The sequence below is a fragment of the Marivita sp. genome, from assembly GCF_048006345.1.
In the GTDB taxonomy this organism is placed as follows: Bacteria; Pseudomonadota; Alphaproteobacteria; order Rhodobacterales; family Rhodobacteraceae; genus Marivita.
Genome location: NZ_CP180351.1, coordinates 3,903,043 through 3,928,507, shown reverse-complemented (window position 1 = coordinate 3,928,507; position 25,465 = coordinate 3,903,043). Strand labels below are relative to the sequence as shown.

Sequence of the window (25,465 nt, the reverse complement as noted above, 5' to 3'; positions counted from 1 at the left end):
CCCCTTTGCGCATTACACTTTCTTGAAACGGACGTAATGCGCAAGGGAGACACGTCATGGCCGCAGGCGAAGATTTGGTCGCAGAGATCGAAGCGCTGGAAGACAAGCTGGCGCAGGCCAAGACGGCGATCACCCGCCGCTTCATCGGTCAGGAGCGTGTGGTCGAACTCACCTTGGCGGCACTTTTGTGCGGGGGTCACGGACTGCTGATCGGCCTGCCCGGCCTTGGGAAAACCCGTCTTGTTGAGACCGTTTCGACCGTCATGGGGCTCAATGGCAACCGCGTGCAGTTCACGCCGGACCTGATGCCTGCAGATATTCTTGGGTCCGAAGTGCTGGAAACCGGGTCTGATGGCAGCCGGGCCTTCAAGTTCATCCAGGGCCCGATCTTCTGCCAGCTTCTGATGGCCGACGAAATCAACCGCGCCAGCCCGCGGACACAATCGGCGCTGCTGCAGGCGATGCAGGAAAAGGCGGTCACGGTGGCGGGCGAAACCCGCAAGCTGGACGCACCGTTCCACGTTCTGGCCACCCAGAACCCGATCGAGCAGGAAGGCACCTACCCCCTTCCGGAAGCCCAGCTTGACCGCTTTCTTGTGCAGATCGACGTGCAGTATCCCGACCGCAAGACCGAAAAAGAGATCCTTCTCGCCACCACAGGTGCGGAAGAGGCCGATGCTTACGAGGTCTTTACCGCCGACGAACTGATCGCCGCGCAGAAGTTGCTGCGCCGGATGCCCGTTGGCGATGCCGTGGTCGAAATGATCCTCGATCTGGTGCGCGCTTTCCGTCCGCATGACCCGCTGGCCGGTGACCGCGTCAAGGACACCGTCGCATGGGGGCCTGGCCCGCGCGCGGCGCAAGCGCTGATGTTGACCGTTCGTGCGCGTGCCCTTCTGGAAGGGCGTCTGGCTCCGTCGCCCGAGGACGTCATCAATATGGCCCGCCCGGTTCTGACCCACCGGATGGCGCTGACCTTCTCGGCCCGTGCGCGCGGCGAAGATCTTGGCAGCCTGATCGACGATGTGGCCCACCGCATGATGGCAACCGAGGCTGCTGCGTGACAAACGTCGCTGCCCTTCGTCAACGCTCGGAAGAGGAAGCCGCCAAGCTTCCCGCGCTTCTGGCGCGGGCAGAGCACTTGGCCGGAACCGTTCTTTTGGGTGAACACGGGCGGCGCAGGTCCGGATTGGGCGATGATTTCTGGCAATACCGGCCCATGCAGCAGGGCGACGCCCTGCGCGACATCGACTGGCGGCGCTCGGCCCGCAGCGACACGCAATTCGTGCGCGAACGCGAATGGCAGATTGCGCAAAGCGTCATCCTCTGGGTGGATCAGGCGGCATCCATGCGGTTTGCCTCCGACGCCAACCTGCCGACCAAAGCCGACCGCGCCCGCACTCTGGCGCTGGCCAGTGCGATCCTGCTCATTCGTGGCGGCGAACGTGTGGGTCTCACCGGTTTCGACCTGCCGCCCCGGCGGGGGCAGGCGCAGATCACGCGGCTTGCGCATATGTTGTCGGTCGACCACGGGGACGATTATTCCGAACCAGAAGCGCGCGGCATGATCCCGCAGTCGCGGGCGATCTTCTTTTCCGATTTCCTGGGTGATCCTGAGCCTGTCGAGGCCGCCCTGACCAAGGCGGCAGATCGCGGCGTGCGCGGTGCGCTTGTTCAGATTCTCGACCCCAGCGAAGAAAGCTTTCCTTTCGACGGGCGCACGATCTTTCAAAGCGTCGGTGGCGGGATCGTACATGAAACGCTCAAAGCGGGCGATCTGCGGACCCGCTATCTGGACCGGCTTGCCGAACGGAAAGACCGGCTTGACCGGCTGTCGCGGTTAACCGGCTGGCAATACCTTTGCCACCACACAAGCGAGAGCGCGCAATCCGCGCTTCTCTGGATTTACCGGGCTATGGATGGGGCTCACGGATGACGCTATTTGGCATCGGATTTGCGACCCCCTGGCTTTTGCTGACGCTTCTGGCGCTACCGATCCTTTGGCTGATCCTGCGCGCCGTGCCGCCTGCCCCGATCCGCCGCATGTTCCCCGGTGTTGTCCTGCTGCTTGGCCTGAAGGACGACGATCAGGTCAGCGACCGCACTCCGTGGTGGCTGCTTTTGTTGCGGATGCTGGCGGTCGCGGCAATCATCATCGGGCTGGCTGGCCCGATCCTGAACCCGCAGACCGACGACATCGCGGCGAATGACGGACCTCTCTTGTTGGTTATGGACGCGTCCTGGGCCAGTGCCGCAAGCTGGCGCGCCCGCACGCAGGCCCTTGATGGCCTTCTGGCACAAGCCGCCCGCGATGACCGTCGCGTCGCGCTTCTCAAACTGACATCACCCGAACCCACAACGTTCCAGACTGCAGACGACCTGCGCACGCGACTGGTCGGACTGACACCGGAACCATGGGAACCTGGCGAGGCCCAGATCACCCGCGCTGTTGAGCTTTTGCCAGAGGGCGATTTCGACACCTACTGGATGTCCGACGGGCTTGACCATGACGGACGCGAAACGCTTCTGTCCGCGCTCGAAGACCGTGGGACCGTCACGGTATTTCAGGCCGGACAAAGCATTCTGGGTCTAGCCCCCGCACGATTTGAAGACGGCAATATCGTTCTGACCGCGCTTCGCGCCCAATCGGGTGCCGCGCGCGAGGTCACGATCCTGGCCCAGGGCCGGGACCCTGCTGGCAATCCGGCGGTTCTGGCGCGGGCGACGGCCACGTTCGATGCGGACGCCACGACAACCGAAACCGCGCTGGCCCTGCCCTCGGAACTGCGCGCGCGGATCAACCGGTTCGAGATCGAAGGCAACCGCAGCGCGGGTGCCACCACCCTTCCCGATGACAGCCTGCGCCGCCGCGAAGTGGCGCTGATGGCTGGTCGTGAGGATCGGGAGGGCCTGCAACTGCTGTCGCCGCTGCATTACCTTGAGAAAGCGCTGGAACCCAGCGCGGACCTGCTGACCGGCGCGTTGATGGACATGATCCCGGCCAATCCCGATGTGATCGCCCTCGCTGATGTGGCCACCGTTGGCGCGGCCGAGGAAGAGGCGCTGCTGGAATGGCTCGACAATGGCGGCATCCTCCTGCGCTTTGCCGGGCCGCGTCTGGCCGCAAGCGACATCAGCCGAGAGGCCGAAGACCCCCTTCTGCCCGTACGCCTGCGCGCCGGTGGCCGCAGCGTTGGTGGTGCCATGAGCTGGGGAGAGCCGAAATCGCTGGCCGAATTCGGCGAGGACAGCCCGTTCTTTGGCCTGCCCGTGCCCGCCGATGTGACCGTCACCGCGCAGGTCATGGCGCAGCCCGATCCCGCCTTGGCAGAACGCGTGATCGCGCAACTCACCGATGGGACGCCGCTGGTTACGCGCAAGGCGGTGGGTCAGGGTCAGATCATCCTGTTCCACGTCACTGCGAATGCCGAATGGTCGTCCCTGCCGCTGTCCGGTCTCTTCGTGCAGATGCTCGAACGTCTGGCCATTGCTGCAGGAAGTGGTGCAACACCCAGCGCGGAAGAGCTTGCGGGAACGATCTGGCAGCCAAACCTCGTGCTTGATGCGTTCGGCTCTCTGACCGATGGCAGCACCCTTCAGGGTGTCACAGGCGAAGCTCTTGTCGAGGCAGCCCTCGGTCCCGACCTGCGCCCCGGCCTTTACCAAAGCCAGGACCGTGCATTGGCCCGCAATGTTCTAAGCACCGATGAGACGCTGACCCCGGCAAGCTGGCCCTCGGATGTCACCGTCGAAGGACTTGCCCAATCCGAGGAAACGCCGCTCGCGGGATGGCTCCTCGCCCTCTCCCTCGCGCTCTTGCTGGCGGACATCATCGCATCGCTGTTCCTGTCGGGTCGCCTTTCCGGACCCCGCGCCACAACGGCGGCGGGCGTTGTGCTTGCGGTGTTGTTGATGCCGGCCGCCCCGGCACTGGCGCAATCCTCGGACGACCTGTTCGCCCTTGCGGCCACGGCCGAGGTCACGTTTGCCCATGTCATTACGGGCGATGAGGCGCTGGACCGCACCGCCCAAGCGGGGCTTGTGGGCCTGTCGGAAACCCTGTTCTTCCGCACCTCGGTCGAACCCGCAGATCCGGTCGCGGTCAACCTTGAAACCGATGAGCTGGCGTTCTTCCCGTTCCTCTACTGGCCGATCACACCCACCCAACCAACCCCCTCGGCCGAAGCCTATGCCAAGCTGAACACCTATCTGCGGTCCGGCGGGATGATCATGTTCGACACCCGCGATGCCGACATCGCCCGTTTCGGCACCGGCAGCCCGAATGGCCGCAAGCTGCAACAGCTGGCCGCGCCGCTCGACATTCCGCCGCTGGAGCCGCTGCCGCAGGACCACGTCCTCACCCGCACGTTCTACCTGCTTCAGGATTTCCCCGGCAGGCACAACAGCACCGATGTCTGGGTAGAGGCCTCTCCGCCTGATGCCGAACTGGTCGAAGGCATGCCCTTCCGCAACCTGAATGACAACGTGACCCCCGTGATCATCGGCGGCAACGACTGGGCGGCAGCCTGGGCGATGGATGCGCGCGGCAACCCGATGTTTCCCATTGGCAGCGGCTATTCCGGCGAACGCCAGCGCGAGATCGCCTATCGCTTTGGGGTCAATCTGGTCATGCACGTGCTGACCGGGAACTATAAATCCGATCAGGTTCACGTGCCTGCACTTCTTGACAGATTGGGCAATTGATGACCGGAAGCATCGTCTTTGATCCACTTCTTCCGTGGATGTTCATTGCCGTTCTGGCGGCCCTTGCAGCGCTTGGCATCGCCCTCGCGCTGTGGCGCGGACTGCAGGGATGGGCGCTCCGGGCACTGGCGGCGCTTGTCGTGCTGGGCGCGCTTGCACAACCGTCCTACCAGGTCGAAGACCGCGCGCCGCTGTCCAACATCGTTCTGATCGTCGAGGACAAGAGCGCAAGCCAGTCGCTGGGCGATCGCATCAACAGCACCACCAATTCCGCCGTGTCACTGGCCGCGCAACTGAACGCCCGCGAAAACACCGAAATTCGCCGGATCGAAGTAGGCGACGGAGAGGGTGACACCGGGACGCTGCTCATGTCTGCGGTTTCGGATGCCCTCGCCGAAGAACCGCGCGGCCGCATCGCGGGCATCTTCCTGCTCAGCGATGGGCGGGTCCACGATCTTGAACGGACCCCCGACCTGCCTGCGCCGTTGCACCTGCTGCTCACCGGCAAGGAAACCGACTGGGACCGCCGCCTGATCGTCAAGAACGCGCCCGCCTTTGCCATTCTGGGTGAACCGGTGACCCTAACCCTGCGGGTCGAGGATGATGGCGCCGCACCGCAAGCAGCATCCACCGTGATCGATATTTCCGTCGACGGGCAAGAGCCGCAGCGCTTTGACATGCCCATTGGCGAAGACATCGAACTGCCGATCACGCTGCCCCATGGCGGGCTGAACGTGATCCAATTCACCGTCCCCACCGCCGAGGACGAACTCACCGACCGCAACAACACGGCGCTTGTGCAAATCAATGGCGTGCGCGACCGCCTGCGCGTGCTGCTCGTCAGTGGCGAACCGCATGCGGGGGGCCGGACATGGCGCAACCTGCTGAAATCCGACAGCTCGGTGGACCTTGTGCATTTCACCATCCTTCGCCCGCCCGAGAAACAGGACGGCGTGCCGGTGACGGAACTGTCGCTGATCGCCTTCCCCACCCGCGAGCTTTTCCTTGAGAAGATCGAGGATTTCGACCTCATCATCTTCGACCGCTACAAGCGGCGCGGCATCCTGCCGGCCATTTATCTCGACAACGTCGCGAACTACGTGCAATCCGGTGGCGCTGTGTTGATCGCGGCCGGACCCGATTTTGCCAGCGCGGACAGCATCTATCGCTCGCCTTTGGCAAGCATCATTCCCGCCGAACCCACCGCCCGCGTGATCGAGCGCGGCTACCGTCCTGCCATCTCCGATCTGGGTGACCGCCACCCGGTGACATCCGGACTGGCCGGAGCCGAGACATGGGGTCGCTGGATGCGCCAGATCGAAGTCGAACCCGTCGGCGGCGACGTGCTCATGACCGGGGTCGATGACAGGCCGCTTCTCGTTCTGGACAGGGTCGGCGAAGGCCGTGTTGCGCTGATCGCGTCGGATCACGCCTGGCTCTGGTCGCGCGGCTTTGAAGGGGGCGGGCCGCAGCTCGATCTGCTGCGCCGTCTGGCCCATTGGATGATGAAGGAACCCGAGCTTGAGGAAGAGGCGCTTTGGGCCGAACCCACCGGGCAGACCATGCGCATCATCCGCCGCACCTTGGATGAAACAATCGGCACCGTCACCGTCACACGGCCCGATGGCACCGAGGAAGAAATCATGCTGGACGAGGTGACACCCGGTCGGTTCGAGGCGCTCTATACAGGGCCGGAGATTGGTCTCTATCGCTTGGCAGAGGGCGATCAGGAGGCCGTGGTCGGCCTTGGCCCTGCGGCTCCGCGCGAATTCGAACAGACCATCGCCAGCGGTGAGGTTCTCGAAGCGACTGTTGACGGAACGGGCGGTGGCGTCAGGCGGCTGGAGGACGGTGTGCCCAGCATCCGTGCGGTCGGCGAAGGCCGCCCCGCGGCCGGGCGCGGTTGGCTTGGCATTACCCCGCGCGAGGCGTTCGAGACATTGGACGTGACACAGACACCGATGCTGCCGGGTTGGCTTGTGCTGCTCTTGGCATCCGGTCTGATCCTTGCAGCATGGCTGCGCGAAGGCCGCCGGACGTAAGCATTAGTTAACAAAGGGTTAATAGGTCCGGATTGAACCCAATGTTTCGCACGCGAAACAATCGGACCGTATCGGACCTATTTGCAGAACTCGTTGCAGACACCAAAAAAGGCCGGTTCAAAGACCCGGCCTTTCTTTGAAAGATAATGGCGTTGCGGGCTTAGCTGCCCAGCTTGTCGTCAATGATTTCCTTGAACTCGCTATAGCTCATGTTCGAATAGGTGGTCCCATCGATCACGAAGGACGGGGTCGAATTGATCCCATGCTCTTCGGCATTGGCCTGATACCATTCGATCAATCCACGCGCCTTGTCGCCATTGCTCAGACACGCCTCAAGCTGATCGTTCTCCAGACCAGCAATCCGGCCGATCTTGCGCAGCTCATCGGCAATTGCCGCTTCCGATCCGGCACGGGTCCATTGGCCCTGGGTGTCATAGATCATTTCGGTGATGCCAAAGAACCGATCCTCACCACCGCAGCGCGCGACGAGCGATCCCCACAGGCCATAGCGGTCGAAATAGACCTCGCGATAGGTGAACTTGACCTTGCCGGTGTCGATGTAATCCGCCTTCAGGTCCTTGAAGACACCCTTGTGAAAATTGGCGCAATGCGGGCAGGTGTAGGACGCGTATTCGATGATTTCGACCGGTGCGTCTTCGGCACCCAGCACCATGTCCTCGATGGTCACCTCTGCCTGTGTGCTGGACTGCGCATTGGCCGCGCCGGGCAGCGCAATGGCCTGCCCATTGATCGTGGGCGCCTGAGAGCCTGTCCCGGTAATCCACCATCCTGCGCCACCCGCAAGGGCCACCGCCAGTGCAATCGTCATCATCCGTTGTTTCATTGCGAAACCCTTTGCTCTGTTTCCCGAAGGACTTAAGTCCGATTTTGTGTTTTTGAATAGACGTTCGTGGCAAGACGTTCCAGCGCCGCGCGCAATCCGTCGTCCTGAACGCCCCCTGCCACGTGCTGCGCCTCTGGCAGGATCGCGGCGGGCGTGTCGTCACGCACGCCTTTGGGGCGGTGATCAAAGCTCACCTGACCTTCCGAAAACCCGGTCGAGGCGGTCTGCGTGATCCGCACCTTGGAAATCGCGTTGTAGCCATAAACCGCGTTCACCTTCTCGCGCAGCTTTTCCTTCTGCATCTCGAGAATCGGCGCATTGGCCCCCGTGGTCAAAAGCGTCAGCGTCGCGCCGAACCCGCCCCGCCCATAGCGCACTTCGACAGGACGGCTCATCGCGGCGATGTCCTCGCCAGCGATCTCGGCCCAGTGGGTCAAAAGGCGCGACTGCGCAAAGCCACGCGTCTCGGATGTCTTGCGGATCGAGTCTGCAAGAGGCTCGATGTGCGTTTGAAGCCATGGGTCTGACTGTTGCGCGGCGCCATGTTTGACTCCCTTGTCCGAACGCTATTCTAGTGGCGAGATGCCATCGCAACCACCCCACAAATGAGACCCGAGTTCAAAGGAATGTCAGACTTGCGTGAACGGCCCGACCCCGCCGCGTTGCTCGACTGGTACGACAGGCATGCCCGCCAGATGCCGTGGCGTGTGGGACCGGCCGCGCGGGCACAGGGTGTGCGCCCCGACCCGTATCGCGTCTGGATGTCCGAGATCATGCTGCAACAGACCACCGTGGCCGCCGTCAAAAGCTATTTCGAGGCGTTCACCACCCGCTGGCCCACCGTCAGCGATCTGGCAAAGGCCGAAGATGCCGATGTGATGGCCGCTTGGGCCGGGTTGGGCTACTACGCCCGCGCCCGCAACCTGCTCAAATGCGCCCGCGTGGTACATCACGATCACGATGGCGTGTTCCCAGACAGCTATGCCGGACTGATCGCGCTGCCGGGCATCGGCCCATACACCGCGGCTGCCATCGCCTCCATCGCCTTTGACCTGCCAGAGACCGTGCTGGATGGAAACGTGGAACGGGTGATGGCGCGACTCTATGACGACCACACGCCCCTGCCCTCAGCGAAACCAGTGCTGATGCAATACGCCTCAGCCCTCACCCCACAGACACGCCCCGGCTGCTATGCCCAAGCGGTGATGGATCTGGGGGCCACCATCTGCACCCCGCGCAACCCGGCTTGCGGTCTGTGCCCATGGCGCAAATCCTGCGCAGCGTGGGAGTCGGGCACAGCCAAAGACCTGCCGAAGAAATCTCCGAAGAAGCGCAAACCGACGCGGTTCGGCATTGCCTACCTTGCCCGCCGGGTTGATGGCGCTTGGCTGCTGGAACAGCGCCCCGACAGCGGGCTCTTGGGCGGGATGCTCGGCTGGCCCGGCAGCGACTGGGGCGACGCTCCCACCGAAGATCCCCCGATCCGCGCCGAATGGCGCACACTTCCCGAAGAAGCGCGGCACACCTTCACCCATTTTCACCTGCGGCTCACGGTCAAGACCGCGCTGGTGCCGATGGACCGCGCACCGATGCGCGGCATGTTCGTTGAGGCCGACGATTTCGATCCGGACGACCTGCCCACGGTGATGCGCAAAGCCCATGCCCTGACCAAAGCAAAATGACGCCACGTTACGTCATTATTGGTGAACGCCAATTCTGCCGTTACATGCTGTGTACTAGGAAATACCGAGCACGTTCATGTCTGACAGCGCCCTGACTCCCTCTGTGTCGCGTCTGCCGTTCCGGGCAGCGGTGCCCTTCTGGCTTTCGCTGTTCATGCTGCCGCTGGTGCTGTCCGGCGCGGTGATCGGCGGGGTCTGGGCGCTCGTTCCGATCATCGCCACATGGGGTGTCTTCGCCACGCTGGATGCCGCGTTGGGCCTTGATACCGACAACCTCGACCCGCAGACCAAGGACAGCGCACTTTACTGGCACAAGATGATCACGCTGATCTGGCCGCCACTGCAATTCCTGATGATTTTTGGCATGGTCTGGTACATCCCCCGTGCCGACCATCTTGGCCCGCTTGAGATTTACCTCGTGACTGTCGGCATGGGGGTTCTGTCTGGCACCGTGGGCATCGTGTACGCGCATGAATTGATGCACCAGAAAAACAAGCTGGAACGCTGGCTTGGGGATATCCTGATGTGCATGGCCCTTTACGGCCATTTCCGATCAGAACACCTGCTTGTGCATCACCGCCATGTCGGCACACCCCGCGACCCGGTGACGGCGCGCTACAACGAAAGCTTCTGGCGGTTCTACCCGCGTGTATTGAAGCAAAGCCTGCTGTCCTCGTTTCTCGCCGAACGCGACATGCTGGCGCGCAAGGACCTGCCGTGGTGGCACATCAGCAACCCGTTCTGGCGCTATTGGATGTTGCAGCTGTTCTTCATCGTGCTGGCCTTTGCTCTTGGCGGCGGGCTGGGTGCGCTCGTGTTTGTCTTGCAGGCGCTCGCGGCAATCTTCCAACTGGAGCTGGTGAACTATGTGGAACATTACGGCCTGACGCGGAAATACCTGGGAGACGGCAAATACGAACATGTCAAACCGCGCCACAGCTGGAACGCATCTCAGAAGGCGTCGAACTGGTTCCTGATCAACCTGCAGCGACATTCCGACCACCACTACAAACCTGACCGCCGCTTTCCGCTGCTGCAGACCTATGATGAGGACGAGGCCCCGCAACTGCCCTATGGCTATCCGGTGATGACCTTCTTCGCGCTTTTCCCGCGCAAATGGCGGGCGATGATGAACCCTAGGGTCAAAGCGTGGCGCGAGAGGTACTATCCCGAGATCGACGACTGGTCCGCCTACAACAAGGCCCGGCACGGACTGTAATCCGACACCGGGCCCAAAAAACTCTTCGAAGAGTTTTGGGCAATCCTTCAAAGGATTGCCCGCGCCGATCACAGCTCGGCGAGCAAAGCCTCACCACCCGAAATCTCGCAGACGCCGGGGCTTTCTTCGACATGCAGCTTGGTCACTTTGCCGTCCTCGACGACCATCGCATAGCGCTTGGATCGCGCGATCAGTCCGGCGGGCGGCGCGTCGAAATCCATGCCGATGGCCTTGGTGAAGGCGCTTTGCGCGTCGCCCAGCATGGTGATGCCGGCTTCGGTCGCGCCCGTGGCTTCGCCCCAGGCTTTCATCACGAAGGGGTCGTTGACCGACACGCAGATGATCTCGTCAACGCCTTTTGCGGCAAACTGATCTTTCGTGCGGATGAAGCTGGGCACATGGGCCGAATGGCAGGTTGGCGTGAACGCGCCGGGTACGGCGAAGATCACGACTTTCTTGCCTTTGGCATGATCGGCCAAAGACACGGCTTCAGGGCCTGAGGCCCCCAGTTTCACAAGTGTCGCTTCTGGCAGGGTATCACCCGGTGCGATTGTCATCTTCTGTCCCTCGTTGAAGAATTGCATTCTGGATGCTCTGCCATATAGGGTCGCCCGCAACCAGACCAATGGTACGGCGAAAAAAGGTTTATCAATGAGACAGGTAATTGTGGTCGGGGCGGGTCAGGCCGGATCGTCATGCGTCGCACGTCTGCGCGCCAAAGGGTTCGAAGGTCAAATCACGCTGATCGGGGAAGAACCGTTTCCGCCGTACCAGCGACCGCCGCTGTCCAAGGCCTATCTTCTGGGAGAGATGGAGCGGGACCGGCTTTATCTGCGGCCCGAGAGTTTCTATGCAGAGCAGGATATCGCCTTGAAACTTGGTGCCCCTGTGACGGCGATAGATCCTGCGACGCAGACACTGACTGTCGGGGACGAGGTGCTGCACTACGATGATCTTGTGCTGACCACAGGGTCCACCCCGCGCCGTTTGCCTGCCAGCATTGGCGGCGATCTGGACGGTGTGATGGTCGTCCGCGGCTTGCACGATGTGGACGCGATGGCCCCCCGCTTTACCAACGGTGCGCGGGTGCTGATCGTCGGCGGCGGGTATATCGGGCTGGAGGCCGCAGCCGTGGCGGCCAAGCTGGGGCTGACCGTGACGCTGGTCGAGATGGCAGACCGCATTCTGCAACGGGTCGCAGCGCCCGAGACCTCGGCCTATTTCCGGGACGTGCACAGCCGTCATGGAGTGGACATCCGCGAAGGCGTCGGGCTGGATCACCTGACCGGCACTGAGGGTCGTGTGACGGGTGCTGTGCTGAGCGATGGCAGCACGCTGGAGGTGGATTTCGTGCTGGTGGGTGTGGGGATTGTTCCAAACACGCAGCTTGCCGAGGCGGCAGGCGTTCGGATCGAGAACGGCATCGCCACTGACTCGCTTGGGCGCACGTCGGACCCGCATATCTGGGCGGCGGGGGATTGTGCGTCCTTCCCGATGAACGGTCAGCAGATGCGCCTGGAAAGCGTCGGCAATGCCATCGATCAGGCGGAAAGTGTCGCGGACAACATTCTGGGCGAAGGTAGGGCGTACGAGGCGAAACCGTGGTTCTGGTCGGATCAGTATGATGTGAAGCTTCAGATCGCAGGGCTGAGCGCCGGATATGACCGGATCGTCACCCGGCAGGGCGAGGATGGTGTGGTGTCGTTCTGGTACTACGCAGGCGACCGGCTGCTGGCCATCGACGCGATGAACGACCCGCGCGCCTATATGGTGGGCAAGCGGCTGATCGAGGCGGGCAAGTCGCCTGCGCCGGAGGCCGTGCGCGATCCGGCCACCGACCTCAAGGCGCTGCTCAAGGCGTGAGGATCATCGCGGGCACATGGCGCGGGCGGGCGCTTGCCAATGTGGGCAAAGGCGATCCCGGTGCGCATCTGAGGCCCACGACGGACCGGGTTCGGGAGAGCCTGTTCAACATGTTGGCGGGCGGGCGGTTCGGAGATCCGTTCGAGGGCGCGCATGTGCTCGACCTTTTTGCAGGGACCGGGGCGCTGGGGTTGGAGGCGCTGTCGCGCGGGGCAGCGTCGGCTGTGTTTGTCGATGACGGGCGCAAGGCGCTGTCGCTGATCAAGGAGAACCTCAAGCTGTTGCGCTGCGAAACGGGGCGGGTGATCGCGCGGGATGCGACGCGTCTGCCGCCTTGTGATGGTGCGCCCGCCACGCTGGTGTTTCTGGACCCGCCCTACGGCAAGGGGATGGGGGACAAGGCGCTGTCGGCTGCCGTGAAAGGTGGTTGGCTGGCCGAGGATGCGCTGGTCGTCTGGGAAGAGAACACGCCGCAGGTGGCACCCGAAGGGTTTACCCGGCTTGAGACGCGGCGCTATGGCGATACGCATGTGACGGTGTTGCGATTTGGGGAAATGGCTGACCTGTGATAGGGTCTGCTCATGGATATCTACAGCCCGACCCTTGAAGAGTTGCGCATGCTGGAGATGCGCGCGCAGGCCGACACGTCCTCACCCCGGCGCGACGGGCCGGTGTTGATGGCCGATTGCACCACACCGCTGGCCGGAGAAACACTCTTGTCGCTGCTTTGGAAGCGCTGGGACCGGGAGGACTGATCCCGAGCGGAGAGTTTTGCGTCGACGCAAAACGACGCGGCATGGATGCCGCGTCGCTCTTGGCACTGTAGGCGCTTTACCCGTCCGTGCCGCTGGCGGTTCCACGGGTCGCTTCGACCGCCGCGCGGGCATCTTCGACCAGTTGCGCGCCATCAAGGCCACGCTCGGTCATCTCGGCGATCCAGTCCTGCGTGACCTCATCGCCCAGCGCCACGATCTGCGCGGTCACGTCTTCGCTGAGCGTCGCGATCTCGTTCCCGGCGTCTTCCATCACGACAAACCCGTCACGGTCACCCGTATCATGGGCCCGACCCGCCATCGCAGACGTTTCCAGACCCGAATTGGCGTCGATCACCGCTTTGAGGTCGTCGGGCAGCGCATTGTAGCTGTCCTTGTTCATCGCCCAGATGAAGTAGAGGTTATAAAGCGACTTGTCGCCAGCAACGTCAGTGTGGCTGTCGGTCAGCTCATCCAGCTTGAGCGAAGGCGACATTTCCCATGTGATCACACCGCCATCGACCACGCCTTTGGACAGCGCTTCGGGGAATTGCGGCACCGGCAGGCCGATGGGTTCGGCCCCCAGCTTGTCGAGCAGCAGGGTTGCCGGGCGCGACGGGCCGCGCAGTTTGAGACCCGCGAAATCGCTCAGGTCTTCGATGGCCGCACCTTTCTTGTGCACGATACCCGGCCCGTGCATGTGGGCGGCGATCAGGTGCACATCGGCGAAATCGTCCATCAGGTGCTTTTGCGTGAACTCCCACGCCGCGCGCGAGGCTTCCTCGGCGCTTTTGGTGACCATGAAGGGCAGCTCCAGCGCCTCGGCTTCGGGAAAGCGGCCCGGTGTGTAACCGGGGATCACCCAGCCGCCGTCGATCACGCCATCGCGGATCAGGTCATATTGCGCGGTGGCTTTGCCGCCAAGCTGCATGAACGGGTAGATCTCGATCTTGATCCGGCCATTCGATTCAGCTTCGACCTTTTCGACCCACGGATCGAGGAAGTACTTGGGGTTCGCCGAATTGGGCGAGACGAAGTGCTGGAAGCGGAGGGTGACCTCCTGCGCGATACCAGTGGTTGCGGTGATGCCAAGCATGGCGGTGAGAGCGGCTGTCTTGAGAAAGGTCATTCCGCGCCTCCTGTATGAAGCTATGTCCAAGCGCTGCTGCACTGCAGCGCAGGGGGTATCTATGCTGCCCCTGCGGCAGTTGCAAATCACTCGCAACGTGGTGCGACCTCGGATTGACCATCAAGTCTTTGGCGTGATTGGCCAAATTCCCGATATGGGGGAATTGAAATTAATTATTCCCCCATCGCGGTATGAGTGAAAATCAGAATTGCAGCGCCGCGGACAGTAATGTTATTCACAAAATTGAATTTATCTCTGGGAGGAGACACCATGCTTTTGCGCCCGACACGCCGGTCATTCCTGAAAACCGCCGCCGCGATGCCTGCCTTTGCGCTTCCGGGCGCACAGGCGCTGGCCGAACTGGGGGGACCGGAAGGTGGCAACCCGGCCTATTTCCGTTTCACCATGGGTGAGGCGAAGATCACGATTGTCTCGGACGGCTATCTGAGCCTGCCGACCAATGGGTTAGGCGTGAATGCCGATCCCGCCGAGGTGCAGGCGTTTCTGGCGGCGCATTACCTGTCGACCGAGACCAACACATCTCACACCAACCACCTGATCGTGGAGATCGGGGGCAATACGGTTCTGATCGATGTGGGATCGGGCAACCGCTTCCTCGATACAGCGGGGCGGCTGTGGGCCAATCTGGATGCGGCGGGGATCGATGCGTCGGGGATCACCCATGTGGTCATCACCCATGCGCATCCCGATCACATCTGGGGCATTCGGGACGATTTCGACGAAGCGATCATTCCGGACGCCGCCTATTACCTTGGCGAGGCTGAGCATGATTACTGGATGCAGGATGGGCTGGCGTCACAGGTGCCGACAGAGATGCAGCAATTCGTGGTTGGTGCGCAGAATTCGATCAATGTCGACGGGGCCGAATGGGAGCTGATGTCGGACGGGTTCGAAGTGGTGCCCGGTGTGCGGGTGATCGACTCGCCCGGCCACACGCCCGGCCATATGGCTGTGGTGGTGGAAAGCGGCGGGCAGCAGTTGATCGCGTTGGGCGATGCGATGAGCCACGCCTACACCAACTTTGCGCATCCCGAATGGTACAACAATTTTGACGCCGATGGCGATCAGACTGTGGCGACGCGCAAGCGTTTGCTGGATATGGCGGCGACGGATCGGATGGCGGTTCTGGGCTATCACTTCCCCTTCCCCGGTGTCGGGCACGTGATGCGCGACGGCGATGCCTACAGCTTTGTTCCGGCGCTTTGGAAGTTCGACTGACGCGCAGCGCGGAGATTGGCGGCGCGGTGGGACCACAGCAGATGGCCCAGCGCGCCCAACATCCCAATGCCACCTGCGGCCCCCAGCCAGGTCAGGTCACCGACCGTCTGGATCAGCCCACCCAGAGCTGACCCGGACGCGGATCCGACATAGATCGCCGCCGCATTCAGGGCGAGGACGACACCCGCCATGTCCGGGGCCAGTTTCAAAAGGCGAACCTGCTGGGGCGCGACGAAGGACCAGCCCACGGCTGACCAGACGAAGGCGAGCACCAACACAAAGACGTGCTCAATCGGCAGACCCGAAAACAGCGGCATCAGAACGATCTGACACAGGCACAAAAGGACAAGGGATTGCACCGATCCGAGCCTGTCGCTGAGCACCCCGCCCATCAGATTTCCGACAACCGCACCTGCCCCGAACAGCAACAGCACCAATGTGATGCCGTCCCGGCCATATCCCATGGTCTGATCGAGGAGTGGCGCAAGATAGGTGAACAGCACGTAGAACGCGCAAAGGTAACTGGATGTGAAAAGCACAGCCCCCATCACCAGCCCGTTTTTCAACGTGCGGCCCAAGTCGGACAGCGATACGGGCGTGAACCGCAATCCTGCCGGGACGCGCCGCCAGATCAGCGCACTGAACAGAAGCGCCATCACCATCACGATCCAGAACGCAGCACGCCACCCGAATGTATAGGCGATCCAGCCGCCAATGGGGACACCCAGCGCCTGAGACAGGGTCAGCCCGAAATAGAAGGCCGCAATGGCCTTGCCTTGGGTGCTCTGAGGCGCAAGCGCGGCCACAACAGCAGCCCCGACTGGTGTGACCAGACCCGCCCCCGCCGCAGACAGCGCGCGGGCGAGATAAAGCATCGTCAGATTTGGCGCGAGGGCGGACAGGAGCGCGCCCCCCGCGAACACGACCATCCCCGCCGCGATCACCCGTCTGCGCCCGACACGCCCGGTCAAAGAGACCAACACCGGGGACAGCACGGCATAGGACAGCGCGTAAACCGTCAACGCGCCACCGGCCGCTGCGGTGCTAATCCGCAGATCGGCGACCAGCAAAGGCACCATGCCAATGACGACAAAGGCCCCCATTCCGATGACAAAGTTGCATGCGGACAAAAGCGCAATCAGGCCGATGGGCGATCGGCTTTGGGCTGTCTGCTCTGTCATTCGGGTTATCCTTCGCGCGGTGCCGCGGCGCGGCTGAGGCGGTCGTTTATCGCGATACCTAGACCTTCATGCGGGATCGGCGAAACGGCAATCGTGCCGCCTCCCATTGCGTCGAGGCGGTGCAGGTAGTCGAACAGATGCGCCGCAGCCTCGACCAGATCCTCAGTCCTGGACAGGTTGAGGTCACAGTCCACCTCTCCGAACCCAAGGCGAATTTCGCCCGGCTCCCATTCGGTGGCGTTGAGGCGCACCAGCGCCTTGGGTGCATAATGCGACATCAACTGACCGGGGGCCGAGATCGCCTCGGCCTTGTGGCGCACGGCAAGATGGCGGCCAAGGGTCTCGGCGAGTTCCTGTTCGGTGATACCACCGGGGCGCAAGAGAACCGGTTTGTCTGTCAGGCCGACGATGGTCGATTCGACGCCAACCTTGCAGGGACCGCCATCGAGGATGGCATCGACCCGCGCGCCAAGGCTGTCGACCACATGCTGCGCCGTTGTGGGGCTGATCTGACCCGACCTGTTGGCCGAGGGTGCCGCCACGCCGCCCCCGAACGACCGGAGGATCGCTCGCGCCGAGTCGTGGGCCGGAAGCCGCACCGCAATCGTGTCGAGACCGGCTGACACAAGCTCTGAGATCGGGCTGTCCGCCTGCTTGCGCAGCACAAGCGTCAGAGGGCCGGGCCAATAGGCCTGTGCCAGAAGCTCTGCCTCGGGTGTCCAGTGAACATGCTGCTTCAGGGTGTCGAGATCTGCAAAATGCACGATCAGCGGATTGAAGCTTGGCCGTCCCTTTGCCTCGAAGATTCGCGCCACGGCGCGATCATCGCACGCATCCGCACCCAGCCCATAGACGGTTTCGGTCGGGAAGGCGACCAACCCTCCGGACCGCAAAATACCCGCTGCAGTCGCGTGACCCGCGTCGGTATCGGGCAAAAGGTCAGGTGAGGAGGTGTTCATCTGTTATGACGCCGCGTTTTTGTTGATGGGGTCGGCCGCATTCGTCAGGGTCGCACCAAAAGCTGACGGTTGCTTACCGTTCCGGCCTGCAATTGCCAAGCCGCAGCTCATATGTCCTGACGTTCAAGGAAAGCCGTACATGTCCTACCGCGCCCCTGTTTCCGAATTTCGTTTTCTGTTCGACCACGTTGTCGGGTTTGATCAGGTCTCCGCGACCGAGCGGTTTGCCGAAGCCACGCCTGAAACGGTCGAAGCGGTGCTGACCGAGGCGGGAAAGCTGTGTGAAGAGGTTCTGGCACCGCTGCAGCGCGCAGGTGATCTGCACCCTGCGCAGCTGGAGAACGGGATCGTGCGCACCTCACCGGGATTCGGCGATGGGCTGCGGGCGATTGCCGAAGGCGGGTGGATCGCGATTGCCGCTGATCCGGAATATGGCGGTATGGGCCTGCCGATGGCGATGACCACGGCGGTAAACGACATGATGAGCGCGGCGTGTCTTTCGCTGCAACTGTCACCGCTGATGACACAAGGCCAGATCGAGGCATTGGAAAACCATGCCAGCGACGAGCTCAAGGCGCTTTACCTGCCCAAGCTGATTTCCGGCGAATGGACCGGCACCATGAACCTGACCGAGCCGCAAGCGGGCAGCGACGTGGGCGCGTTGACCACCAAGGCGGAACCGAACGGCGACGGCAGCTATGCGATCACCGGGCAGAAGATCTACATCTCGTGGGGGGACAACGACATCACGGAGAACGTCTGTCACCTTGTGCTTGCCCGCCTGCCCGACGCGGTGCCTGGCACCAAGGGAATCAGTCTGTTCCTCGTGCCCAAGCGCATTCCTGACGAAAATGGTGTACCCGGCGTGGCCAACAGCCTCAAAGTGGTCAGCCTTGAGCACAAGATGGGTCTGCATGGCAGCCCGACCGCGGTGATGCAGTATGATGGCGCAACAGGCTGGCTTGTGGGCGAAGAACACGACGGCATGCGCGCCATGTTCACCATGATGAACAACGCACGGTTGGGCGTGGGTGTGCAAGGGATCGGCGTGGCCGATGGCGCCTACCAACACGCACTTGCCTACGCCGAAGGGCGCAAGCAGGGCCGGACCGAGAACAACACCATCACCGACCACGCCGATGTGCGCAGGATGCTGGCCACGATGAAGGCCGACACCTTTGCCGCGCGGGCGATCGCGCTGGCCAATGCGGTAGCGATCGACATGGAAACCGCAACTGGGCATGCCGATTGGGCGACGCGCGCAGCCCTTTTGACACCGATCACAAAAGCCTTTGGCACCGATACGGGGATTGACGTGGCCGAACTGGGCGTGCAGGTGCATGGCGGTATGGGATTCATCGAAGAAACCGGCGCGGCTCAGTATTCGCGCGACGTGCGGGTGACCGCGATCTATGAGGGCACCAACGGCATCCAGTCGATGGACCTTGTTGGTCGCAAGCTGATGGATGGCGGTGAGGCCGCGTACCGCCTGCTGGACGAGATGGAGGCCGATGCCGAAGCCGCCCGCGCCGATCTGCCGGAACTGGCCGAAGCGGTGTGGCAAGCCTGCGAAACCCTGCGGGAAACCACCGAATGGATGGTTGCCCATGGCGCACAGGATCGCTTTGCCGGATCGGTTCCCTATCTGCGCGGCTTTGCCCGCGTGTTAGGTGCGCATTTTCACCTCAAGGCCGCACGCGCGGATCGGGGCGGCAAACACGAACGTCTGGCGGCGTTCTACATTCACCGCCTCTTGCCCGAGCATGTCGGCCTTCTGACCCACGCGCGTCAGGGTGCGGAAGACCTCTACGCGCTGAGCATGGACGATCTGGCCGCATGAAGGATCGGAGCACCGGCGGACTTCGCTACCCATGGGACACTCCGCCGGACGAAGGCGATGCCATCGAAGTCGCTGAGGGTGTTCTGTGGATCCGCCTGCCGCTCCCGATGAAGCTGGACCACGTCAATGTCTATGCGTTGGACGATGGCGACGGCTGGACGATTGTGGACACAGGCTTTGCCTCGAAACGGGGCAAGGCGCTTTGGGCGCAACTGATGGACGGGCCGCTCAAGGGCAAGCCAATCACACGTGTGATCGTCACGCATCACCACCCCGATCATGTGGGCATGGCCGGGTGGCTGAAGTCCGAACACGGCGCCGATCTGGTGACCACGCGCACCGCATGGCTGACGGCGCGGATGCTGACGCTGGACGAACAGGCTGTGCCCAGCCCGGAAACCCTGACCTTCTGGCAACGCTGCGGGATGACGCCAGAGATCCTTGAAAAACGCCGGACCGAACGCCCGTTCAATTTCGCCGATTGCGTTGCTCCTTTGCCGTTGGGCTACACGCGCATCCAGCAGGGCGACACGATCACCGCTGGTGGTCGGACGTGGGACATCCATATCGGCAATGGACACGCGCCGGAACACGCGACCTTCTGGTCGCGCGATGACTCTCTGATCCTAGCGGGCGATCAGATCCTGCCGTCGATCAGTTCGAATATCGGCGTCTATGCCACCGAACCCGAGGCGGACCCGGTCGCAGACTGGCTCGAATCCTGTGAACGCCTGTCCACCATCGCACGCGAGGATCATCTGGTCCTTGGCGGACACAAGCTTCCCTTCACGGGCCTGCCCCTGCGCCTGCACCAGCTGATCGAAAACCACCACGGTGCGTTGCGGCGGCTCGAGGCGCATCTGGACACACCGAAATCCGCTGGCGACTGTTTTGCGCCGCTGTTCAAACGGACAATTGGCGAGGGTGAGTACGGATTGGCGCTGGTCGAGGCGATGGCCCATTGCCAGCACCTTTGGCACGAAGGGCGGGCCACCCGCCATCTGAGCGACGCGGGCGCGTGGGTATTTCAAACCCGGCCCTGATCTTCTTCGGTTCGAAATACCTTGGGGCAAGAGGCAGCGCGCCCCTCAGGCGCGTCCCCCCTCGGACGACAGCGCCAAAGGCGAAATGCCAAGACTGCCCAAAGCCGCCTCCCATTTGTCGCTGTCAGATGTGTCAAAGACCAGATCGCTGCGCGCCTCGCAGACAAGCCAGCCATTCTCTGCAATTTCCCGTTCAAGCTGCCCTGGCCCCCAGCCGGAATAACCGAGGACGATCAAACTTTTTTCCGGTCCGGTGCCCAGCGCAATGCTTTCCAGCACATCAAGGGTCGCAGTCATGGCGAAAGCATCGTCGACCTGCAGGGTGGTCATGTCGGACTGGAAATCGGGCGAATGCAGCACAAATCCCCGGCCCACCTCGACCGGTCCGCCGAAATGCACCCGAATGTCCGACAGGTTCCCCGTATTCTCGATCGGCAACTGGTCGATCAGCGTCTCGAAGCTCATCTCGACTGAGGGCTTGTTCACGATCAGCCCCATGGCGCCATCCGAAGAATGCGCGCACAGGTAAATCAGACTATGCGAGAAACGCGGATCGGGCATACCCGGCATCGCGATCAGCAACTGTCCTGTCAGGTCTGTTATCGGTGTTTTCTGGCTCACAATTCAGAACATGGAGAGCGACGCATGGGGTTGCAAGAGCACAGACACGTGGCGCACACGACGGATCGCCCCTTTGTGACTTTTCATCGCGGCGGAAAACCGCCATCTGCTAAGGAATGACCTATCTCCGAACCCTGATCTCTGCACTGTCTCTGGCGCTGGCGACCGCTGCGCCGACGGGTGCATCCGCGTCTGACACCACCGGGCTGTCGCAGGTCGAACTGCGCCCCGGCTGGCGGATGGCCGATGGCACCCATATGGCCGCCTTGCACATCGTTCTGGAACCGGGGTGGAAGACTTATTGGCGCGCGCCCGGCGATGTTGGCATTCCTCCACAATTCGACTGGACCGGATCGCGCAACATTCAGGCGGTCTCGACCAACTGGCCGACGCCGGTTGTGTTTTTTGAACAGGGCATGCGGTCAGTCGGTTACAAGTCCGAACTGGTGATCCCGCTGCATCTGACAGCGCAGACCGGCGGCGCGGACATGCAATTGTCCGGCGAGATGCAGATCGGCATCTGCAAGGATATCTGCATCCCGGCGAACCTGTCGTTCAACGCGGCCCTGCCGCCCGATGTCACCCGTCCGGACCCGATGATCGCGGCGGCACTGACCGACCGTCCCTATTCAGCACGCGAGGCCGGTGTGCGCGGTGTGACCTGCGCCATCGAAGCCGGGGCCGATGGTGCCCTGATCCTGCATGCCCGGATAGACATGCCATCCGCAGGCGGCACGGAATATGTGGTGGTCGAAGCGGGCAATCCCCATGTCTGGGTCGCCGAACCGGACAGCCGCCGCGACGGTGCGATCCTTCATGCCAGCACCCGGCTGGTGCATGTCGAAGGCCGCAGCTTTGCGCTGGAACGGTCGGAACTTCGCTTCACCGTGATCGGCGAGTCCCGCGCTGTCGATATTCTGGGCTGTTCGTCCTGACCGTCAGGCCGGACGTCGCAGCCGGAACACCGCCAGCGCCAGTCCCGAGACGAGATAAAGCGCAAGGCAGATCACCGCAGCTCCGGCCACAAACAACCCGAGGCTGGTCATCAGCGTGATATCCCCCGCAAGCGGAGTGTCGGCCAACGCGTTCTGAAGAGCCTGAGGCAAGGTGCCCGTGACAGCAAATGCCCCCATGGTCGCCGCAAGCCAAGCAACGATCATCGCCGATGCCAGCGACAGGGCGGCACGAATCCCCCCACGCCGGAACCGCAACCCGCGACGCGCTGTCTGGGTCAGGCGTCCAAGATCGCTCTGAATTGCAATCAGCGACGGGACGATCAGCAGCACGAGGAACATCCCGAAACCAAGCCCGTAGACCAGCGTGATCACCGTCGGTTTCAGGAATTGCGCCTGGCTGGATTGTTCGTAGAGCAGCGGCACTAGGCCGAGAACCGTGGTCGCCGTGGTCAGGAACACCGGGCGCAAACGGTCTGCCGCACCGTCGACAATCGACGGAATCAGCCCCCGATCCTGCGCCTTTTCATCGATTGTCGTCACCAGAACGATGGAATCGTTGATGATGATCCCGGTCATTCCCAAAAGACCGACCACCGTGAACATGCTGAGTGGAACGTCCCACGCCGCATGGCCATAAATCGTTCCAACGAGCCCGAACGGGATCACCGACATGACCACCAATGGTCTGGTCCAGCTGGCAAAGACCCAGGACAGAACAAGATAGATGGCGAGCAACGCCAAAATCAGGCCAGTGCGCGCATCGTTGAGGAAATCCCCTTCCTGTTCGCTGAGGCCCGACAGGCGGTATTCCACCTGACGTTCGCTGGCGATGGTGGGCAGGATCTCGGTTTCCAGCGCCAGCATGATGTCATTGGCGCGGGCCGGGTCGTCTTCCGAGATGTCGCCGGTGACGGAGATCAGACGAATACCGTTCTCGCGACGAACCGTTGAGAACCCGGTGCGACGTTCGACGCTGACGATATCGGCAAGCTGCACATAGGCCCCTTCGGGCGTGCGCATCTGGGTGCGTTCAAGGAAATCCGCCGTCAGTTCACCTGCAGGCAGTTCGACACGGATCTCGGCGCTGCGGGGGCCGTCGGGATAGGTCGCGGCTTCGATCCCGCCCAGACGGGCGCGCAAGACGCTGCCCAGACCGTCGATGGTAAAGCCCAGCGCCTGCCCTTGTGGCGTCAGTTCAAGGATCAGTTCTTCCTTGTCATAGGCCAGATTGTCTTCGACCGCCGAGACCTCGGGATATTGCAGCAGCGCGTTCTTCAGGTCTTCGGACGCGGCTTTGAGCGTGTCAGCGGTCGCCCCGTAGAATTGCACATCGAGCGCATCGCTTTCCGGGCCGCTGCCCCAGCTGCGGAAGCTGATGGTTTCGACCATCGGATGACGCGGTACGCTGTCCTGCAATTCGCTGACAAAAGCCTGAACTCGAGAACGGGCGCAGATCGGGGTCGATCAGTTCGATGGAGATCCCGCCCAGCTGGTCGGCATCCTTGGTGTCGGCCCCGGCAATCCCGCGCCCGGCATTGCCGCCCACCTCGGCGATCACGTAGTCAATGGGGTTGACGCCGTGGCGCTCTTCAAAGCTTTTCGCGACATCCTCGACCGATTTCTGGAAGATGCGCATCATCTCGAACGTGTCTTCGCGGGTGGCACCGGGGGCCATGGCGAAGTTGCCGGTGACAGAGCTTTGCTCTGGCGAATTGAAGAACCGCCATTGCACATCGCCCCGGATAAACAATGCGGCCTGTGATGCCAGAAGCACCACCGCACCGGCCAGCACCGCGTACCTCGCCTTGATGACCAGCGCCATGAACGGGCGGAACAGGGTTTCGCGCATCCAGCGGAACCCCCGGTTCACCACGCGCGACGGAATATCGTACCAATGTTCCTTGGCGCTGTGGGCGATGGCATGGGCCATGTGGTTCGGCAGGATCAGGAAGCATTCCACAAGCGATGCCGCCAGCACTGCGATCACGGTGAAGGGGATGTCGGCGATCAGGTCACCGAACCGGCCTCCGATGGCGACAAGGCCAAAGAACGCGATGATCGTGGTCAGGGTCGCGGCAAAGACCGGAAGCGCCATACGGTGCGCTGCGCGTTCCGCCGCCTCGACCGGAGGAAGACCGGACCGCGCAAGGTGGTCCGCGTGTTCACCCACAACTATGGCATCATCCACAACGATGCCCAAGGTGATGATCAGCGCAAAGAGCGAGATCATGTTGATCGTGATCCCGGACACATACATAAGCGCAATCGCCGCCATCATCGATGCGGGAATACCAGCCGCTACCCAGAACGCCGTTCGCGCGTTCAGGAACAGGAAAAGCAGCAGAACCACCAGCAAGAGACCCGTCAGACCGTTGTCGAGCAGGATGTCCAGACGTCCGGTGATCGCCTCGGCCCGCGTGCGGATCAGGTCGACGGTCACGCCATCGGGAAGTGATGCTTCGAACTCGGCTGCGACCTCTTCGACCTTGCGCTGGATGGCGATGGCATCGCCCTGATCGCTGCGGTCGACGCGGATGGAAATCGCAGGGTTCTCGCCCACGAAATAGCTGCGTTCCCGGTCGATCCCTTCGATGATGATCGTGCCGACATCGCCCACCGTCAGGTTCGATCCATCGGGGTTGGAGCGCAGAGCGATATTGGCGATCTGTTCCGCGCTGCGCTTTTCGACGCCGGTGCGGACACGGGTGTTGGCGTTGCCGATGTCACCGGCCGGGTCGGCATCGACCTCTTGCGCGATGGCATCCGCGATCTCGCGCATGGAGATGTCGAAGGCGATGAGATTGGCCGAGGGCACCTCGATCACGGTGCGGGGGGCCGAAAGCCCCCGGATGGTGGTGCGCGTGACCCCTTCGGCAAAAAGCCGGGCGCTGAGTTCATCGGAAAACCGCGCGAGTTGATCCACACCGACAGGGCCGGTGATGACGATATCGGTCACCCGGTCGCGCCACGTGCCGCGCTGAACCACCGGGTCTTCGGCGTCGGCGGGCAGGGTCGAGACCGCATCCACCGCCTTTTGCACGTCGTCAGCGGCGCGGGACATGTCCCAGCCGGGTTCGAATTCGAGCCGGATGCTGGCACGCCCTTCGCGGGATGTCGCCTCAGAGCTTTCCACCCCTTCGACCGACAGGATCGCGGGTTCAAGCACCTGCACAATGCCACGATCCACGTCTTCCGCCCCGGCCCCGTCCCAGACGACCGAGACATCGACATCATCGACGACCACATCGGGAAAGAACTGCGCCCGCATGTTGGGGATCGAAAACGCCCCCGCAGCAAGCAGAAGGATCAGCAGCAGGTTCGCCACGGTTCGGTGGCGCACGAAATAGCTGAGGATGCCCCCGGCCTTGCCCGACAGAGTGCGCACCATGGC

The 25,465-nt window shown here is 62.5% G+C and carries 20 protein-coding genes and 1 pseudogene; 13 read left to right on the top strand and 8 right to left on the bottom strand.

Translation table 11 applies throughout. The features are described from left to right. The first annotated feature begins 56 nt into the window (after positions 1-56). The 4 genes from ACMVPR_RS19030 to ACMVPR_RS19015 are packed head-to-tail and all read left to right on the top strand — an operon-like array spanning position 57 to position 6,746. Positions 57-1,064 carry an AAA family ATPase gene (locus ACMVPR_RS19030; protein WP_416884156.1) on the top strand — a complete coding sequence of 336 codons (1,008 nt, stop codon included), beginning with the start codon at positions 57-59 and terminating at the stop codon, positions 1,062-1,064. Then, on the top strand, positions 1,061-1,936 hold the full coding sequence (locus tag ACMVPR_RS19025; RefSeq protein ID WP_416884155.1) for a DUF58 domain-containing protein: 876 nt from the start codon (positions 1,061-1,063) through the stop codon (positions 1,934-1,936). Before ACMVPR_RS19030 ends, ACMVPR_RS19025 begins: the two co-directional genes overlap by 4 nt. Further along, entirely contained in the window at positions 1,933-4,704 is a 2,772-nt protein-coding gene (locus ACMVPR_RS19020; protein ID WP_416884154.1) for a DUF4159 domain-containing protein, read from the top strand. The genes ACMVPR_RS19025 and ACMVPR_RS19020 overlap by 4 nt, the downstream gene beginning before the upstream one ends. Further along, the gene (locus ACMVPR_RS19015) at positions 4,704-6,746 is read left to right on the top strand and encodes a hypothetical protein (RefSeq protein WP_416884153.1); all 2,043 of its coding nucleotides are present in this window, start codon (positions 4,704-4,706) and stop codon (positions 6,744-6,746) included. Before ACMVPR_RS19020 ends, ACMVPR_RS19015 begins: the two co-directional genes overlap by 1 nt. 160 nt (positions 6,747-6,906) lie before the next feature. Here ACMVPR_RS19015 and ACMVPR_RS19010 read toward each other — a convergent pair whose 3' ends face one another. Next, positions 6,907-7,590 carry a DsbA family protein gene (locus ACMVPR_RS19010; RefSeq protein WP_416884152.1) on the bottom strand — a complete coding sequence of 228 codons (684 nt, stop codon included), beginning with the start codon at positions 7,588-7,590 and terminating at the stop codon, positions 6,907-6,909. A 32-nt stretch (positions 7,591-7,622) separates the two neighbouring features. Then, positions 7,623-8,027: a DUF721 domain-containing protein gene (locus tag ACMVPR_RS19005; RefSeq protein ID WP_416884151.1), complete on the bottom strand. Its 405-nt coding sequence runs from the start codon at positions 8,025-8,027 to the stop codon at positions 7,623-7,625. Between the two features lie 189 nt (positions 8,028-8,216). On the opposite strand from ACMVPR_RS19005, the gene mutY reads away from it, so the two are divergent. Further along, positions 8,217-9,272: an A/G-specific adenine glycosylase gene (gene mutY, locus ACMVPR_RS19000; protein ID WP_416884150.1), complete on the top strand. Its 1,056-nt coding sequence runs from the start codon at positions 8,217-8,219 to the stop codon at positions 9,270-9,272. 76 nt (positions 9,273-9,348) lie between these two features. After that, the gene (locus ACMVPR_RS18995) at positions 9,349-10,491 is read left to right on the top strand and encodes an alkane 1-monooxygenase (RefSeq protein WP_416884149.1); all 1,143 of its coding nucleotides are present in this window, start codon (positions 9,349-9,351) and stop codon (positions 10,489-10,491) included. Positions 10,492-10,559: 68 nt separating this feature from the next. Here the strand turns inward: ACMVPR_RS18995 and ACMVPR_RS18990 are convergent, their stop codons facing one another. Beyond that, positions 10,560-11,048 (bottom strand): peroxiredoxin, encoded by a 489-nt coding sequence (locus ACMVPR_RS18990; RefSeq protein WP_300588377.1) that lies wholly within the window; start codon positions 11,046-11,048, stop codon positions 10,560-10,562. A gap of 94 nt (positions 11,049-11,142) precedes the next feature. On the opposite strand from ACMVPR_RS18990, the gene ACMVPR_RS18985 reads away from it, so the two are divergent. The 3 genes from ACMVPR_RS18985 to ACMVPR_RS18975 are packed head-to-tail and all read left to right on the top strand — an operon-like array spanning position 11,143 to position 13,109. Beyond that, positions 11,143-12,354, top strand: a complete 1,212-nt coding sequence (locus tag ACMVPR_RS18985; RefSeq protein WP_416884148.1) for an NAD(P)/FAD-dependent oxidoreductase — start codon at positions 11,143-11,145, stop codon at positions 12,352-12,354. Further along, positions 12,351-12,923 carry a 16S rRNA (guanine(966)-N(2))-methyltransferase RsmD gene (gene rsmD, locus ACMVPR_RS18980; RefSeq protein ID WP_416884147.1) on the top strand — a complete coding sequence of 191 codons (573 nt, stop codon included), beginning with the start codon at positions 12,351-12,353 and terminating at the stop codon, positions 12,921-12,923. Before ACMVPR_RS18985 ends, rsmD begins: the two co-directional genes overlap by 4 nt. Positions 12,924-12,935: 12 nt before the next feature. Continuing rightward, entirely contained in the window at positions 12,936-13,109 is a 174-nt protein-coding gene (locus ACMVPR_RS18975) for a hypothetical protein (protein ID WP_416884146.1), read from the top strand. Between the two features lie 76 nt (positions 13,110-13,185). Here the strand turns inward: ACMVPR_RS18975 and ACMVPR_RS18970 are convergent, their stop codons facing one another. Then, a complete protein-coding gene (locus ACMVPR_RS18970) occupies positions 13,186-14,235 on the bottom strand; it encodes a TRAP transporter substrate-binding protein (RefSeq protein ID WP_416884145.1) in 1,050 nt (349 codons plus the stop codon). Between the two features lie 270 nt (positions 14,236-14,505). On the opposite strand from ACMVPR_RS18970, the gene ACMVPR_RS18965 reads away from it, so the two are divergent. Then, positions 14,506-15,474, top strand: coding sequence for an MBL fold metallo-hydrolase (locus ACMVPR_RS18965; RefSeq protein WP_416884144.1), 969 nt, complete (start codon positions 14,506-14,508; stop codon positions 15,472-15,474). Here the strand turns inward: ACMVPR_RS18965 and ACMVPR_RS18960 are convergent. After that, a complete protein-coding gene (locus ACMVPR_RS18960) occupies positions 15,438-16,655 on the bottom strand; it encodes an MFS transporter (protein WP_416884143.1) in 1,218 nt (405 codons plus the stop codon). The two genes, ACMVPR_RS18965 and ACMVPR_RS18960, sit on opposite strands and share 37 nt — an antisense overlap. 5 nt (positions 16,656-16,660) lie before the next feature. After that, on the bottom strand, positions 16,661-17,614 hold the full coding sequence (locus tag ACMVPR_RS18955; RefSeq protein WP_416884142.1) for an L-threonylcarbamoyladenylate synthase: 954 nt from the start codon (positions 17,612-17,614) through the stop codon (positions 16,661-16,663). Between the two features lie 139 nt (positions 17,615-17,753). On the opposite strand from ACMVPR_RS18955, the gene ACMVPR_RS18950 reads away from it, so the two are divergent. Then, positions 17,754-19,454 (top strand): acyl-CoA dehydrogenase, encoded by a 1,701-nt coding sequence (locus tag ACMVPR_RS18950; RefSeq protein WP_416884141.1) that lies wholly within the window; start codon positions 17,754-17,756, stop codon positions 19,452-19,454. Then, positions 19,451-20,497, top strand: a complete 1,047-nt coding sequence (locus ACMVPR_RS18945; RefSeq protein ID WP_416884140.1) for an MBL fold metallo-hydrolase — start codon at positions 19,451-19,453, stop codon at positions 20,495-20,497. Before ACMVPR_RS18950 ends, ACMVPR_RS18945 begins: the two co-directional genes overlap by 4 nt. Positions 20,498-20,542: 45 nt before the next feature. Here ACMVPR_RS18945 and ACMVPR_RS18940 read toward each other — a convergent pair whose 3' ends face one another. After that, positions 20,543-21,118 carry a YqgE/AlgH family protein gene (locus tag ACMVPR_RS18940; RefSeq protein WP_416884139.1) on the bottom strand — a complete coding sequence of 192 codons (576 nt, stop codon included), beginning with the start codon at positions 21,116-21,118 and terminating at the stop codon, positions 20,543-20,545. A 116-nt stretch (positions 21,119-21,234) separates the two neighbouring features. On the opposite strand from ACMVPR_RS18940, the gene ACMVPR_RS18935 reads away from it, so the two are divergent. Beyond that, positions 21,235-22,053: a protein-disulfide reductase DsbD domain-containing protein gene (locus ACMVPR_RS18935; RefSeq protein WP_416884138.1), complete on the top strand. Its 819-nt coding sequence runs from the start codon at positions 21,235-21,237 to the stop codon at positions 22,051-22,053. 3 nt (positions 22,054-22,056) lie between these two features. Here ACMVPR_RS18935 and ACMVPR_RS18930 read toward each other — a convergent pair. Next, positions 22,057-25,462: pseudogene (locus ACMVPR_RS18930) on the bottom strand (efflux RND transporter permease subunit). Positions 25,463-25,465 lie beyond the last annotated feature (3 nt).

Coding starts and splice junctions, on each gene's coding strand:
- ACMVPR_RS19030 (WP_416884156.1), top strand. CDS start 57: ATGGCCGCAGGCGAAGATTTGGTCGCAGAGATCGAAGCGCTGGAAGAC.
- ACMVPR_RS19020 (WP_416884154.1), top strand. CDS start 1,933: ATGACGCTATTTGGCATCGGATTTGCGACCCCCTGGCTTTTGCTGACG.
- ACMVPR_RS19015 (WP_416884153.1), top strand. CDS start 4,704: ATGACCGGAAGCATCGTCTTTGATCCACTTCTTCCGTGGATGTTCATT.
- ACMVPR_RS19010 (WP_416884152.1), bottom strand. CDS start 7,590: ATGAAACAACGGATGATGACGATTGCACTGGCGGTGGCCCTTGCGGGT.
- mutY (WP_416884150.1), top strand. CDS start 8,217: ATGTCAGACTTGCGTGAACGGCCCGACCCCGCCGCGTTGCTCGACTGG.
- ACMVPR_RS18995 (WP_416884149.1), top strand. CDS start 9,349: ATGTCTGACAGCGCCCTGACTCCCTCTGTGTCGCGTCTGCCGTTCCGG.
- ACMVPR_RS18990 (WP_300588377.1), bottom strand. CDS start 11,048: ATGACAATCGCACCGGGTGATACCCTGCCAGAAGCGACACTTGTGAAA.
- ACMVPR_RS18985 (WP_416884148.1), top strand. CDS start 11,143: ATGAGACAGGTAATTGTGGTCGGGGCGGGTCAGGCCGGATCGTCATGC.
- ACMVPR_RS18975 (WP_416884146.1), top strand. CDS start 12,936: ATGGATATCTACAGCCCGACCCTTGAAGAGTTGCGCATGCTGGAGATG.
- ACMVPR_RS18970 (WP_416884145.1), bottom strand. CDS start 14,235: ATGACCTTTCTCAAGACAGCCGCTCTCACCGCCATGCTTGGCATCACC.
- ACMVPR_RS18965 (WP_416884144.1), top strand. CDS start 14,506: ATGCTTTTGCGCCCGACACGCCGGTCATTCCTGAAAACCGCCGCCGCG.
- ACMVPR_RS18960 (WP_416884143.1), bottom strand. CDS start 16,655: ATGACAGAGCAGACAGCCCAAAGCCGATCGCCCATCGGCCTGATTGCG.
- ACMVPR_RS18955 (WP_416884142.1), bottom strand. CDS start 17,614: ATGAACACCTCCTCACCTGACCTTTTGCCCGATACCGACGCGGGTCAC.
- ACMVPR_RS18950 (WP_416884141.1), top strand. CDS start 17,754: ATGTCCTACCGCGCCCCTGTTTCCGAATTTCGTTTTCTGTTCGACCAC.
- ACMVPR_RS18945 (WP_416884140.1), top strand. CDS start 19,451: ATGAAGGATCGGAGCACCGGCGGACTTCGCTACCCATGGGACACTCCG.
- ACMVPR_RS18935 (WP_416884138.1), top strand. CDS start 21,235: ATGACCTATCTCCGAACCCTGATCTCTGCACTGTCTCTGGCGCTGGCG.